This is a genomic window from Lutibacter agarilyticus (genome assembly GCF_900188235.1).
Classification (GTDB): Bacteria; Bacteroidota; Bacteroidia; order Flavobacteriales; family Flavobacteriaceae; genus Lutibacter; species Lutibacter agarilyticus.
This window is the reverse complement of record NZ_FZNT01000001.1, coordinates 160,217-175,347: the sequence shown is the minus strand read 5'-3', so window position 1 is coordinate 175,347 and position 15,131 is coordinate 160,217. Positions and strand designations below refer to the sequence as shown.

Sequence of the window (15,131 nt, the reverse complement as noted above, 5' to 3'; positions counted from 1 at the left end):
TTAGTTAACTACTAAATAAGCTAACCTTCTTTTTATTTGATTACTGTTTTTTACAACATCATTTAACTTTTCTTCTTGAATATTAAATGAATAATTACTGTAATAATCGTGCATTAATACCACTGAGTTTAAAATTAATAAAGCCTCTACTTTATCTTTTGATTCATACAATGCTTTTATCATTACTTTTGAAGGATTTTCAACCTTTGTAATCCCTAAAAATTCTGCAGCTTTCACCTTGTTAATTAACTCAGTATCTGAATTAGAAATTTCAATTATTTTTGCTGTAAATTCTTTTGCTTCTTCTCCAAAAGAACTGCAAACATTTAACGCCCAATAACGTTCCCAAGCATCCGTTGAAGTTAAATATTTTTGAAGTTTTGAAGTTGCTTTCTTGTAACTTACCATCTCTAAATTAGCTATGCTTAAATACTTTTTTAAACTCTTTTTATGAGTTTCTCCAAAAGACTTTGGATTCTCAAATGCATTTTGAAGCAAATAAAATTCTGGATAAAAAGAAAGATCATTCATCTTTAAAATTTCAGCATTTAAAGTTGTTCTCAATTCTTTTAATGTTGACTTAAAATTAGGATTAGCTGCTAAATTATTTGTTTCAAATGGATCAGCTTCAACATCGTATAATTCTTCAGGTATTTTTGGTTCAAAAAATTTAGACTGAACTTTATTCAACTTTCCATCTCTATACAATTGCTCCCATTCTTTATAAGCCAACTGCTTATATCTGTAATCATTCATCAATGCATCTGGATTAAAAGGCTGAAAATTTCTAATATATTTAAACTTTCCTTTTCTTATGCTTCTTACCATGTCATATTTTTCATCAAATCTGTCGGCATATCCTATGGTATAATCTCTTTTATTAATGACTTTTTTAGTTACATTTTTACCAATAAATGGTTTTCCATCCATATTCTTTGGAATTTCAACTCCAGCAATGTTTAAAACAGTTGCACCAAAATCAACAAAACTGACAAAGGCATCAGTTTTAGTTCCAGGTTCAAAAATGGTTAAATCTTTATATTTTTCAGGAACGTAAACAACCAAAGGTACGTGTAAACCCGTTTCAGTTAAATAACCTTTACTATAAGGTAAAACACCTCCGTGATCACCGTAATAAAAAATGATTGTACTTTCTAATAAACCATCATCTTTTAACTGATTAATTACCTCACCTACTTCACTGTCCATTTCAACAATTTTATCTCGATAAAAGGCATTTGTATACCTAAATAAAGCTGTTTGAGGGTGGTTAGGTTGTACAAAAACGGTTGCTGGGTCTGTTTTTGTTTTGTTGTTTTTCTTATCTTCTTCAGAAAAATGCAATTGTCCTTCGTGGGTAGTTCCTATATTAAATACATGAAAAAATGGTTGTCCTTTTTTTCTATTTCTCCAAGTGGCATTGTAAGATGAATCATCCCAAACGTTTTCTGCCTTAAAAATATTGTAGTCTTCTTTAGCATTATTGGTAGTATAATAACCTGCTTTTCGTAAATATGAAGGAAACATTTCTTGTCCTGGAGCTAAGTTAATTTTAGCTTCAGCTCTATGGTAATGTGTAGCTAATTTAGGTCCGTAAGTAGAAGTTATTAATGTAGATCGTGCAGCACTACACACAGCAGCATTTGAAAATGCTCGGGTAAACACAATACCTTCTTTAGCTAACTTTTCAATGTTTGGTGTTTTTACACCATTTTTATCAAATAGTTCCATATAATGTTTTGAATTATCTTCGGAAACAATCCAAACAATATTTGGTTTTTGGGCTTTAACTATTATAGTAACCAATAAACAAACAGTTAAAATAATTTGACTTTTTATTTTCATACGTTTTTAATTAATTTCTTCTTATTTGATTTTTTGACAATGGTTTTCTATTTATAAAAATGTTAGACACGTTACTATCTAAAACATCATCAAAAATAATTGGTAAACGTACATCTGCATTCACTGTATTAATTTGCACATTATTAATGAATAAACCTTTTATGTGACGTGCGTAAATTCCTGAAGCCGGTAATGTTCCTACTTTACCAAATTCTGGCCACCAATCTCCCAAAGTTTCTAAAGTATATTCTTTTATTTTATTTGAAGCGTCTTCTTTTGTTCCTCCTCCTGAAACTGTAAACTGTACATTTGTTAACTGAATATCTGTAATATAATTATTAGGCATTCCTGTTATAAAAAATGCTGAATTCTTATCTAACTCACTGTTGTCAGCAATAATTCCATCAAAGACAAAACTGTGCATAGCCTTCATTGGTAACATATCCATAGGCGCATCAACTCCTGCTCTTTGCTGGCAGAAAGTCATAAAAATGGGTCTTGGCACATTTTTCATTACTAAGTTTGAAAACGACATATTTTTCATTTCCCCACCTTCATTCATTTGAATTTTTAATCCAGCATCTTGAATGTCATGAAAGGTACAATTGCTAACGGTAACCGATTCAAAATTGCCTCGAGAAGCCAATCCAATACGCATTGCAGCCCATTTACTTGTAAACACACAATTGGTAATTACAATATCTTTACACGGCTTATCGGCTCTTGAAGTTTGTAAACAAATAGAGTCATCACTCGTATCAAACGAACTATTTGAAACACGAACATTGGTACAACCATCAAAATCCAATCCATCTCCATTATTATTTACTCTACTGTGTATTTTAATTCCGTCAACAACAATTTCATCACAATACAACCAAGCTGAAGTCCAAGCTGCAGGATTTATCAACGTAATATCACGCATATGAATTTTACTGCAATTCATAAAACGCAATAGCATTGGCCTACCTCCTTTTTTCTTTGAAAAGTTTTTCATGTAACCATTACCATCAATAGTTCCGTAGCCTTCAATAGCAAATGATTTGGCATCACGCGCAAAAATCAAACACCTATCCATATGCGGTTCATTTTTGTAGGTGTTTTTATGCGTGTCGGTTGCATAATCTTCATAATTAGGACTTCCTAAAAGCACCGCTCCATTTTCAACGTGAAGTGTTACAAAATCCTTCATATAAATAGTGCCAATCAGTACTGTTTTTCCTGAAGGAATTAAAACAGTTCCACCACCTTCTTTTGAACATAAATCAATAGCTGTTTGAACCGCCTTGGTGTCTAACGTAACTCCATCGGCTTTTGCTCCATAATCTAGCACATTATATTCTTTTGCTATAATTTGTAGTGAAAAACAAAGTATTATTATTAAAAATATTTTTTTCATTTGAAGTGATGTTTTAGTTTAAATAATTAGAGTAAATACTGGAAAGACTTGTTTTGTCACTGGTTTTATTTTGCCAATCTTTTAATTCATTCAAAAGATATTTTACTGTAGAAATAGACTTTTTATCTTTTATTAAATTTTTAGTTTCCCAAGGATCTTTCTCTAAATTATAATATTCAACATCTCCCGTTTTAGGATATACAATTAACTTTTGATTATTAGATATAATTCCTCTTTGATCGTCAAACATGGCTAAATAAATAGAGTTTCTAGCCTTTTCAGTTTCGTTCATTATAGGCACTAAACTTTGAAAATCTATATTTAATGGCACTTCAATATTTAACAATTCTAATAAGGTTGGATTTACATCTTGTAAATAAACGCGTTCTGCAATTTTATGATTGGATTTTACTTTTGGCGCTTTGATTATAAGTGGAGCTGTAACACTTGGTTCATACAAACAAACTTTACCTGCTACCCCATTTTCACCAAAACTTATTCCGTGATCGCTCATAAAAACAATAATTGTATTATCGTAAACACCTTTTTCTTTTAAGGCATTTATAATATCTCCAACTCTATCATCCATATGCGAAACCATGGCGTTATTTTGTTGCACACGTGAACGCATTGTTTTTGATTTTAATGGATCTGGAGCATATTGATATTTCACATTTTTATTTAAAGGTGAATTATCAACAACACTTGGTGGTAAAACAACCTCATCGGCTGGATATAAATCATAATAATTTTGAGTAGTTTGCCTTGGCACGTGTGGTGCATTAAAAGCTAAATATACAAAAAATGGTTTATCCTGATTGTAATTTTTGATGTACTCTACGGCTTCATTACCAGTAATATCGGTAATATGACCACCTGCTGAATTGTACGTTTTTAACTGACCTGGTTGAATACTTCCTGTTTCATCAAAAATGGCTTTTGGGCTTTTACCCCAAGCGTGCCATTTCCCTGTCATATAAGTAGCATATCCGTTCTCTCTTAAAATTTCAGGAAACGCTTTTGGTGCATTTTCTTTATTTATTTTTTGAGATTTCCATAAAGTTTGACCGTAAAACAACATGGTTCTACTTGGAATACAAACTGCTGGAGACCAACACCCCATATTATAAGCAGCCATAAAAGAAGTTCCTTCTGTAGCTAATTTATCCATATTTGGGGTTAACATAGCGGCATTTCCATAAGCACCAATTGCTTGATTACTTTGATCGTCTGATTCTATAAAAACTACATTTACTTGAGATGTAACACTTAAAACAGTTCCTATTTGAAACAGTAAAAGAAAGAAATATTTTTTCATTTTAAATTACCTTTTAATGTCCTCCATTTGGGTGACTATCATTTGTATATCTATATACTTTTGGATTTTCAGTACCTCTGGCATATTCAATATGCAATTTCCATGCTGTTTTTAATTCATTCAAAATTGAAGTATTTTCAGACACACCAATTAAATTATGAAGTTCCTTCGGGTCATTTTTCAAATCATATAATTCTTCATAAACTGGTTGTTCTCCTTGCAATGGTGATTCAACAAAATCTCTATACAAAGCAATATCCGGATCGTGCACAGCATATAATATTTTGTTCTGTGGGATTCCTAATAATTTAGCTGTCGCAATTATTTTGGAAGCAGAAAACGTATTGTTTTTATAATAACGGATGTATTTCCATTCTTTATTTTGAATGGCTTCACAACGTGGATTTCCAAATTGAGTTGACCATAAATTTTCTGTATACACATACGTTCTAACTTCATTACCTGTCCCTGCTATTAAAGTAGAAATATCTTTCCCTTGAATTCCTTCAGGAACAGCTACACCTGCCAAACTTAACATAGTAGGAGCAATATCAATACTTTGAACAAGCGCATCACTTTTTAGGCCTCGTTGTTTTTTCTTTAATAAAGGGTTATACACTATAAATGGCACATGTGTTGTTTTTTCATAACACAACGATTTTCCACCTAAACCTTGTTCTCCCATAAATAACCCGTGATCTGAAGTAAAAATAATAATGGTATTTTTATCTAGTTTCAATTCTTTTAGCTTTTGCCTTAAATTTCCAACCAAACGATCAATACCTATCATAGCTTGTAATTGACGCGTATATCTTTCTATGGTTCCTTCAGGAGTATCAACATAACTATATCCCGCTTGTCTGTCTTCAGCTCTTAATAAATCAGCAGGTAATTTTGGTTCTTTTATGTCTTTTTTAGCAATATAATTGTCGGGTAAAGGGATTTCTAAATCACGATACAAGGTTTTATAAATAGCATCGTCTTCAGGATTCATTTTCATAGTACTTGTACTAGCGCCGTGAGGCAAATTAAAATTCACCGAAAGCATAAACGGTTTATCAGCAGGTCTTTCATCTAAAAATTTGATAGCTCCATTTAAATTTCGTTCATTAGGATCTATAAAATCATTTACAGCTTCATTAATAATTTCAGGTTGTGTGAAAGCAATAGCATCGTTAAAAATTTTATGGCGCTCTTTTGGATAAAAACTCAAATGTCCGTGCCCTGCATACCAATAATCAAAACTTTTTTCCATTAAACCACTTGTATAACCTCCGTTACCAATAGGTGCATGGTTTTTACCTATCCAACCTGTATAATAACCGTTACTTCTCAAAACAACGGGATAAGATTCTTCCCAAGCTTTATCTGAAACACTTGTTCCTGAATTAAAATTAACACCGTGCTTGCGCTCATATTGCCCCAACAAAATTGAAATTCTACTTGGTGTACAAATTGCACTTGAAATATGGGCATTTGTAAATTGAATTCCTTCTGAAGCTAATTTATCAATATTAGGAGTTTTTACTATTTCATTACCTTCACAACCCATAATTCCATATTGCTGATCATCTGTTAAAATAAAGATGATGTTTGGTTTTTGTTGTGCTTTTATAACCGTAACACCAAATAGGATAACTAAAAATATTTTTTTCATTTGTTTGAATTCTAATTTATTCAGAAGCAATTACACGAGCTAAACTTAACATGTTAGGTGCAATATCAATTCTTTGCACCAAAACTTCACTTTTTACATCTTACTGCTTTTTCTTTAATAAAGGATTGTATACCTATTGTTGTAAATAGCGCATCACTATTTATTCCAATATTTATCCATTCTTTCCATGGCATTTCCTTCGTATTTTCTTTGTAGTTGCCATAAAGGTCTAACAAGTGTTAATTCCCATTTAAAAAGCTTTTTATACAAATCAGCTACTTTCTCGGGATTCTTAAATGCCAGATTGTTTTTTTCTGAAATATCAGTTGATAAATCAAATAATTCTGCAGGTCGATCAGGGAAACGTATCAATTTCCAATCTCCTTCTCTAATAACACCTCTGTTTTCCTTTTTCCAATAAAGATATTCGTGCGGTCTATTGTTATTTTTTCCTGTTAAATAGGGAATTAAATTAACTCCATCGATATTTTTTAAAGAATCAGAAACGCCACCTGATACCATAAATGATGTAGGTAAAATATCAAGCGTACTAATCGGAAAATCGTATTCTGAATTCTTAGGTATTACATTGGGCCATTTTATAATAAAAGGCACGCGAATTCCACCTTCAAGATGATTGGCTTTTGTGCCACTTAAAGGCAAATTAACAGATGCATTGGAATCTGTAGGCCCACCATTATCATTTGTAAAAATAATTAATGTATTCTCATCTAATCCAAGCTCTTCCAATTTTTTAAACAACAAGCCACATTCTCTATCCATAGATAAAGTCATTGCTGCCAAATACTTTCTTTTACCTTCAAGGTTCGGAAACGCGTCTAAATCTGCTTTTTCAGCTTCCATTGGGGCGTGCACAGCATTGAAAGCCAACATTAAAAAAAAGTTATTGTCTTTGTTTTCCTGTACAAATGATATGGCTTCGTGTGTTAAAACTTTTGTAAGATACTGTTTCGGTTCTTTAAAGTTACCCATTCCATACTCTAGCCTGTTCTCTAGGTTGTAGATTGGGTTTTCATTGTTATATTCCCAATAACTTCTGGCGCCTCCACGAAACCCAACAAATTTATCAAAGCCACGATTCAAAGGATGAAACCTATCTGTACTACCTTGATGCCATTTTCCAAAATATCCAGTGCTGTAACCTAGCGATTTCATATAATCTCCAATGGTTTTTTGGTCTAGCGGTAAGCCCATTTCATCATCAGCCAAACAAGATTCGCTCATGTATCCTGAAACATTATTTTCTTCGAAACCAAATCGTTGTTGGTATCGACCTGTTAACAAACCTGCTCTGGAAGGACCACAAACCGCTGCCGTTACGTAAGCTTGTTTAAATTTCATTCCTTCACTAGCTAATTTATCCAAGTGAGGTGTTTTCATAATTTCACTGCCTTGAAATCCAAAATCGGCGTAACCTGCATCATCAGATAATATGACAATGATATTTGGCTTTTCTTGCGCAATAATAATATTGCTTAATGTTAATATGCCTATTAAACATGTGATAAAATTTTTCATTCGTGTTTTTTTATTTCACTATCAATTAATTACTAACTATTTCTCTCGGTATTATACTCTGCAACTCTCACAATTAAATTAGGGATTTAGCGTAATTGATTAGATATAAACCTATTAACTCGCTAAATCCCTAATGTTTTATATGCGTTATTGTTTTTAGTACTTTCTAATTTGCACCTAATATTTATTTTAAAATAAAGGTTGTTTGTTTCAATTCGTTAGCGTTTTTACCTATAAAAAGGTTAAACTCACCCTTTTCAATGGTTTTTTTATACGCTTTACCTTTACCTATAAACATAAGCTTATCAGGGGTTATTTCAAATGAAACCGCTTTAGTTTCTCCTGGTTCAATTTCAACTAGTGCAAAGTCTTTTAACTCTTTTTCAGGACGCGTAACAGAACAAACCTTATCTCCAATATACAGTTGTACAACTTCAGTTCCCTTTACTTTTCCTGTATTTGAAATTTTAACAGTAGCAGTAATTGAACCATTCTCGGTCATTTCCTTTGAATTTAATTCAATGTCAGAATAATCATAACTGGTATAACTTAATCCGTATCCAAATGGGTATAATGGCTCATTTTGAACATCACGATATGTAGTAGAATAACGATTATCTGTTAAGCCCGGAACAAACCTGTGACTTGTTCTGCGATAATTATAAAATATTGGTATTTGACCTTCGTGGTAAGGAAATGTCATAGGTGTTTTTCCTTGCGGATTGAATTCACCAGAAAGAATTTCTGCTAAAGCAGTTCCTCCAGTTGTTCCAGGCATCCAAGCATAAAGAACGGCGTCGGATTTCGCATCTATATTAGTCAAAATATAAGGTCTACCAGCATTTATTACTGTAATTATTGGCTTCCCGGTTTTTGCTATAGCTTCAAATAATTCTTCCTGCGCACCTGGCAAATGTAATGATGCTGTTCCTCCACCTTCTCCACTCATCCAATATTCTTCGCCAAGAACAAGAATAACAACATCAGCTACTTGAGCAGTTTTAACAGCTTTAGGAATTAAGTCTTTACCTGCAATTTTAAAACTGTCTATATCGCATCCCTTTGCATATGTAATTTTAGCATTTTCAAACTTTTTTGAAATGCCATCAAAATAGGTAACAACATCATTTTCATTACCCTTACAATGCCACCAACCCAATAAATCTTTGGTTGCTTTTGCCATAGGGCCTATTACCGCAATGTTTTTAACATTGGATGAAATTGGAAGAACATGCTTGTTATTTTTTAAAAGAACCATACTTTTTAAAGCTATATCCTTTGTTTCAGCAATGTTTCTTTCCGAAAGCAGTTCTTTCTTTTCTTCCTCAATATTTAAATTCGCAAATGGATCATTGAGTAATCCTGCCTTCTTTTTAAGGATAAGTACGCGTCTTACTGCATTATCAACTTGTTCTATTGATATTTTACCAGTTTCAACCAAAATAGGTAACAGACTTACAAATTTTTCTGAATTCATATCCATATCAATACCAGCGTTCATTGCATTTATTGTGGCAATCGTATCATTTTCTGCTACTCCTGTTTTAACAAGATTTTTAATGGTTTCCCAATCTGTCATTGCTAAACCTTTAAAGCCCATTTCATCTCTCAGCACATCTTGCATTAAAAACTGATTAGCAGTTAATGGCTCACCATCGTAAGCTGAATAAGCACACATTAAACTAGCAACACCAGCGTCTATGGCTGCTTGAAATGGAGGCAAGTATGTTTCGCGTAATTCACGTTCTGAAAAATCCTGAATATTGTAATCTCTACCTGCTAAGGATGCACCGTAGCCTGCAAAATGCTTTACACAACTTAAAATGTTTTTACCGTTTTCATTGGATTCTTGTAGGCCTTTTACTCTGGCTGCTGCAACAAGACTCCCCAAGTATGGGTCTTCACCAGCAGCTTCCAATAGTCGTCCCCAACGAGGGTCTCGACTTATATCAACCATTGGTGCATATGTAAGGCTAATACCCGATACCGCTGCTTCTCGTGCTGCAACAGCTGCCGATTTGCGTATAGCCTCTAAATCCCAACTTGCCGCCTCTGCTATTGGAATGGGTGCTATAGTTTTATAACCATGTATCACATCTTCTTGAAAAAGAATTGGTATTCCTGATTTGGATTCATTAACTGCAATTTTTTGAAGTTTGGTGATATTTTCTACACCATTTACTTTTAATATACTTCCTACTTTGCCTTCTCGTATCATTTTAAGATGTGCTTCCGTAGGTTCACCGTCTATGGGAATTAAATTAAGCTGCCCTGCTTTTTCTTGAAGGGTTAATTTACTCAGTATTGTCTCTATTTGTTCATCGGTTTCAACAATACTTTTTTTAGGTATTCCAGTGCAAGCAGCTAAAATAACAGCCGACACTACAATCATAATTTTACATTTCATTATATTACTTATTTAATTATTTTTATTATTTGTTTTCCTTCACAATCCATAATTTTATATTGTTGATTCTCTGTAAAAATGAAAATGATGTTTGGTTTTGTTTGAGCTTTTAAAACCGTAACTCAAAACAGTATGAATCATAATATTTTTCATTTATTTTGTTTGAATTCTAATTTCATCAGAAGCAAGTCCTTTTGAAGTTGCTGTTAATTTAATTTCACCTGGTTTATCAGTAGATTTTATTATTGCTAAACATAATCCGCTAAAAGCTTTCATAGTATCTCCTTTAAAAGAAACCAACGATGTTTGGTCTCCATTTCCAATCGCTTCTAAAACTCCTGTTCCTTCAACTTTAAAAGTGATATTATTTTCAGCCATCGGGCAAATATTTCCATCTTTATCTTCAATTTGAACAGAGATAAAAGATAAGTCAATTCCATCAGCATTAATTTCAACTCTGTCTGCAATTAATTTAATTTTTGAAGGTACTCCGGCTGTTTTAATTTCTTTTGTCGCTACTTCATTACCATCACGATAACCCATTACTTTTAAGCTTCCAGCTTGGTAAGGCACATTCCACGATAAACGATATTTAGATTTGTACATACCTTTTTCAAATCCGTGATATTCTGAAGGAATTTCAGTAAAATCGACTCCTTTTATTTTTCTTCCGAAGGATTTTCCATTGACAAACAATTCAACTTCATCACAATTTGTATATGAATAAACAGGAATTACATCACCTTCTTTACCTTCCCAGTTCCAATGTGGTAATACGTGTACCATTGGCTCTGTAGTCCACTGACTTTGATATAAATAAAATCTATCTTTTGGAAAACCACATAAATCAACAGGTGCAAAATAGGAAGAACGTGAAGGCCAATCTGCATTCCAATATCCATTGGTTGAATTGTCTCTACCACCATACGGAGTAGGTTCTCCTAAATAATCAAAACCGGTCCAAATAAACTCTCCTAAAGAAAACGGATTTTGCTCTTGTGCATCAAACTCAACATCGGGTGCATAAGCCCACGGTGGCCCAACAATAGCATCATAACTTGATACGTGATTGGTTTCGTGTTTTTCATTAAATTCAATTGGAAAATGGTACACACCTCTACTACTTGTTTGTGAAGAAGTTTCTGAACCATACAATATAATTTCAGGGTAATTTTCTTTAATTTCTTTGTAGTGCGCTGGCCAATAATTCATTCCAACTACATCAATTTGCTCAGCTAATTTATTGGTAAAGGGTGCTGGATAATAATTAAAACCAGCTGTTGTTGGTCGTGTTGGATCTTCACTATGGCAAATATCGTTCAGCTCTTTGGTAATTTTCCAACCGTCTTTTTTGCTTTGCTCTAAAATTTCATTTCCTATACTCCACATAATTACCGATGGATGATTGCGGTCGCGCTTAATCATATCACGTAAATCTTTTTCATGCCATTTATCAAAATGTTTGTGATACCCATTTGGAACTTTCGCTAATTGCCATTCATCAAAAGCTTCAACAATCACCACAATTCCTAATTTATCACAAACTTCAAGCATTTCTGGTGAAGGCGGATTGTGACTGGTTCTTAAAGCATTGACTCCCATACTTTGCATAATTTGCATTTGACGCTCTGTGGCTCTGTAATTTACACTTGCTCCTAAAGGGCCTAAATCGTGGTGCATACAAACACCGTTTAACTGAACTCTTTTGCCGTTTAATAAAAATCCGTTATTGGTATCAAACTCAATAGTTCTAATTCCAAAATGTGAAACAAATTCATCTACTAATTTTCCATCAACCTTTACCTGACTAATTGCAGTATATAATACGGGTTTTGAAATGTCCCATATTTCAGGATTTTTAACTTCAATTTCTTGTAAAATTTTATCTGAAGACTTTTTAACTATTGAAATAGGGCTAGAAATTGAAGCTACAACTTCACCTTTTTGATTTTTAATTTGGGTCTCTAAAACTGCATTTGAAACTATTTCAGAAGTATTTTTAATAGTTGTTTGCACATTAACTTGAGCACTTTCTCTGCTTACAACAGGTGTTGTAATATAAGTTCCCCATTGCGGAATGTGAAGTGCATTGTTAATTTTAAATCTCACATTTCTGTAAATACCTGCTCCAGGATACCAACGCATAGATAAATCTTCAGGAGCCAATTTAACTGCTATTACATTTTCTTCTCCAAATTTAATAAATGGGGTTAAATTCAATTCAAAACCAATATATCCGTAATGTCTTTCACCTACATACTCGCCGTTTAAATAAACTTTAGCATTGCTCATTGCACCATCAAACTCAATTGCAATTTGTTTGTTTTTTAAATTTTTAGCTACCGAAAAATGTTTACGATACCAAGCTTCCCCATGCACCGGTAATCCACCTGTTCTTGCATTGTTTGAATTACTAAACGGACCTTCAATAGCCCAATCGTGAGGTAAGTCTACATTTCTCCAATTTGAATCATCAAAAGCAACTGTTTCTGCTCCAATAATTGTATCTTTTTTAAACAACCAATCTTTGTTAAAATTAACATCTTGTGCATTTAGCTTACACATAACAAACAACAGCATTAAATACCTTAAAAAAAGTGTTTTTTTCATTTTTCTATTCATTTTAATTTAGTTGGATTCTATTTTTTTATGTTAATTTTCTAAATCCATTTTTGCACTTATAATTTTTCATAAAATTATACTTTTCGGTGCCTCTCAATGTTTCCTAGAATATTAATTAGTATAACAAATGTTCTTTTTTTAAATAATTTTGTCTTTTTATCAAACTGAATAAGTAATTTCAATCAAAAATCATCACTTTTGTTTTAACTACTAATAATTGAAATATCTGGAGTTTTTAAATAAAAAAGCCTCAAACATTTAAATATTTGAGGCTTTTTTGTTATTAAAAATAATTTATTTCTTAGGTGTAATTTTAAAAGCAAAAGCGTGCTCCCCTACTTTTGTAGGAAGCTTAATTTTTAAACCTTCTTCATCCGTTTTAAAATCTAAATTTCCTTCACTTCCTAATAATTGAATTGATTCAATTTCATTGGTGAATAATTCATTTCCTTCTTTTAATGAATGAACTACTAACTCTTCTCCTTCAGGCCAATCTAACACAATAGCATATAAGATTTCTCCTTTGGTAGTAAATCTAATATCCTTTGCTGTATTATCAGCATTTTTTTGTTCGCTTAAATGCCCTTCAACAACCTCAGCATCACCTTCACCATAAATTTCAAAAGTTCTGGTTCCGTAAATTGCTTCACCATTAACTTTTAACCATTGCCCCATTTCTAATAAACGCTCTTTAACGGGCTCTGGAATTGTACCATCTGCTCTTGGCGTAATATTTAATAATACCGCACCATTTTTACTTACAACATCTACTAGGAAATCTACTAAACGGTTAGTTGACTTATAATTAGGATCATCAATATGACACCAAGCTTTCCAGTCTATAGAATCATCTGTTAACCACGGGAAATCTTTCTTTTCACTCATTCTGGCACGTTCTAAATCGTACACTGCAGATCCTTCAGCAAAATCATAAAACTTATAGGTAGCTACTACTTCCTGATTATTTTTCTCAGCATGATTGTAGTAATACTCTAAGAATTCCTTTCTATGTTCTTCACTAACAACATCCATTTTATTATCAAACCAAACTAAATCAGGATTATATTTATTGATAATTTCTTTCAATCTGTTTAACCATTCATCATTAAACTCTTTATCACCAACTGGGTAATAACTCGTATCACCATTGTCAAGTTGATGCTTACTTTTTGGCATTTTATTGTCTCCTTTTTTCAACTCAGGACCATATAATCCCGCGTATTTAGGATCTGAAGCATCAGTAGTTTCATCCCAAGTTGGATACCAACCAAACAACCATTGACGGTGATAAGTGGCTATAAATTTCATATTACGCTTGCGAATTTCTTTAGAAAGTTCACCCATAATATCACGTTTAGGTCCCATATCTTTTGAATCCCACTTGGTTAATTCACTATCCCACATCGCAAAACCATCAGCATGTTCTGATACTGGCCCAGCAAATTTAGCTCCAGCTTTTTCAAATAAATCGGCCCATTCAGCAGCATCAAATTTTTCAGCTTTAAACATTGGAATAAAGTCTTTATATCCAAATTTGTCTAATTCCCCGTAGGTTTTTACGTGGTAATCGTAGATTTTATGTGCTTTTCCATTTTTTGCTTCAGGATTGTCTTTATTTACATACATCCAGTGCGCATACCATTCTGTCTCATATGCCGGTACCGAATATGGCCCCCAATGGCAATAAATACCGAATTTTGCATCTAAAAACCAATCTGGTGTTTTGTGTTGTTTTAACGATTCCCAGTCGGCTTTATATGTAATTTCCTGAGTTACTTCTTTTTCTGTTTTTTTATCTTTTGAATTACATGAAACTAATAATAAAACAGTAAGAATTCCTAATAAATATGATTTCATCATTGATATAATTATTTAATTGTTTTTTTCTTTGCTAATAATATATGATCGCAAACTAGCACCAATTCATTTCTTTGATTAAAAATTTCAACGTGCTCATTTACATGTCCTAATTCAGGGCGTTTTGATTCCTTTTTTTCACTAATTGTTACCACTACACGAATCGTATCATTAATATAAACTGGTTTTACAAAACGCAATCTATCGTACCCTTTTGAAAATGCTTCCGGGTTTATTTCGGTGGCTGTCATTCCAATACCAACAGAAAATGTTAATGTTCCGTGTGCAATGCGCTGTTTAAAAGGTTGTGTTGCACACCATTCAGCGTCCATATGATGCGGAAAATAATCGCCCGTATGCCCTGCGTGAACTACAAAATCTGTTTCTGTAATTGTTCTACCTAATGTTTCTCTTTTACTACCTAATTCGTAGTCTTCGTAAAATCTTGATATGATATGCATTGTTAGATGTTGTAATTTTATTAGAT

The 15,131-nt window shown here is 32.8% G+C and carries 9 protein-coding genes; all 9 read right to left on the bottom strand.

Annotated features, from left to right (window positions below; genetic code table 11):
- Positions 1–1,845: a sulfatase family protein gene (locus CHB67_RS00640; RefSeq protein ID WP_089379807.1), complete on the bottom strand. Its 1,845-nt coding sequence runs from the start codon at positions 1,843–1,845 to the stop codon at positions 1–3.
- A gap of 10 nt (positions 1,846–1,855) precedes the next feature.
- On the bottom strand, positions 1,856–3,244 hold the full coding sequence (locus CHB67_RS00635; protein ID WP_089379806.1) for a glycoside hydrolase family 28 protein: 1,389 nt from the start codon (positions 3,242–3,244) through the stop codon (positions 1,856–1,858).
- A 13-nt stretch (positions 3,245–3,257) separates the two neighbouring features.
- Positions 3,258–4,562: a sulfatase-like hydrolase/transferase gene (locus CHB67_RS00630; RefSeq protein WP_089379805.1), complete on the bottom strand. Its 1,305-nt coding sequence runs from the start codon at positions 4,560–4,562 to the stop codon at positions 3,258–3,260.
- A 13-nt stretch (positions 4,563–4,575) separates the two neighbouring features.
- Positions 4,576–6,219, bottom strand: a complete 1,644-nt coding sequence (locus CHB67_RS00625) for a sulfatase-like hydrolase/transferase (protein WP_089379804.1) — start codon at positions 6,217–6,219, stop codon at positions 4,576–4,578.
- 156 nt (positions 6,220–6,375) lie between these two features.
- Entirely contained in the window at positions 6,376–7,758 is a 1,383-nt protein-coding gene (locus tag CHB67_RS00620) for a sulfatase-like hydrolase/transferase (RefSeq protein ID WP_089379803.1), read from the bottom strand.
- 184 nt (positions 7,759–7,942) lie between these two features.
- Positions 7,943–10,165 carry a beta-glucosidase BglX gene (gene bglX / locus CHB67_RS00615; RefSeq protein WP_089379802.1) on the bottom strand — a complete coding sequence of 741 codons (2,223 nt, stop codon included), beginning with the start codon at positions 10,163–10,165 and terminating at the stop codon, positions 7,943–7,945.
- Between the two features lie 153 nt (positions 10,166–10,318).
- Positions 10,319–12,775 carry a beta-galactosidase GalB gene (galB, locus tag CHB67_RS00610; protein ID WP_089380199.1) on the bottom strand — a complete coding sequence of 819 codons (2,457 nt, stop codon included), beginning with the start codon at positions 12,773–12,775 and terminating at the stop codon, positions 10,319–10,321.
- Between the two features lie 306 nt (positions 12,776–13,081).
- The gene (locus tag CHB67_RS00605) at positions 13,082–14,647 is read right to left on the bottom strand and encodes an alpha-L-fucosidase (protein ID WP_245813380.1); all 1,566 of its coding nucleotides are present in this window, start codon (positions 14,645–14,647) and stop codon (positions 13,082–13,084) included.
- Positions 14,648–14,655: 8 nt separating this feature from the next.
- On the bottom strand, positions 14,656–15,105 hold the full coding sequence (locus CHB67_RS00600) for a MaoC family dehydratase (protein WP_089379801.1): 450 nt from the start codon (positions 15,103–15,105) through the stop codon (positions 14,656–14,658).
- Positions 15,106–15,131: the final 26 nt, after the last annotated feature.

Coding starts and splice junctions, on each gene's coding strand:
- CHB67_RS00640 (WP_089379807.1), bottom strand. CDS start 1,845: ATGAAAATAAAAAGTCAAATTATTTTAACTGTTTGTTTATTGGTTACT.
- CHB67_RS00635 (WP_089379806.1), bottom strand. CDS start 3,244: ATGAAAAAAATATTTTTAATAATAATACTTTGTTTTTCACTACAAATT.
- CHB67_RS00630 (WP_089379805.1), bottom strand. CDS start 4,562: ATGAAAAAATATTTCTTTCTTTTACTGTTTCAAATAGGAACTGTTTTA.
- CHB67_RS00625 (WP_089379804.1), bottom strand. CDS start 6,219: ATGAAAAAAATATTTTTAGTTATCCTATTTGGTGTTACGGTTATAAAA.
- CHB67_RS00620 (WP_089379803.1), bottom strand. CDS start 7,758: ATGAAAAATTTTATCACATGTTTAATAGGCATATTAACATTAAGCAAT.
- bglX (WP_089379802.1), bottom strand. CDS start 10,165: ATGAAATGTAAAATTATGATTGTAGTGTCGGCTGTTATTTTAGCTGCT.
- galB (WP_089380199.1), bottom strand. CDS start 12,775: ATGAAAAAAACACTTTTTTTAAGGTATTTAATGCTGTTGTTTGTTATG.
- CHB67_RS00605 (WP_245813380.1), bottom strand. CDS start 14,647: ATGATGAAATCATATTTATTAGGAATTCTTACTGTTTTATTATTAGTT.
- CHB67_RS00600 (WP_089379801.1), bottom strand. CDS start 15,105: ATGCATATCATATCAAGATTTTACGAAGACTACGAATTAGGTAGTAAA.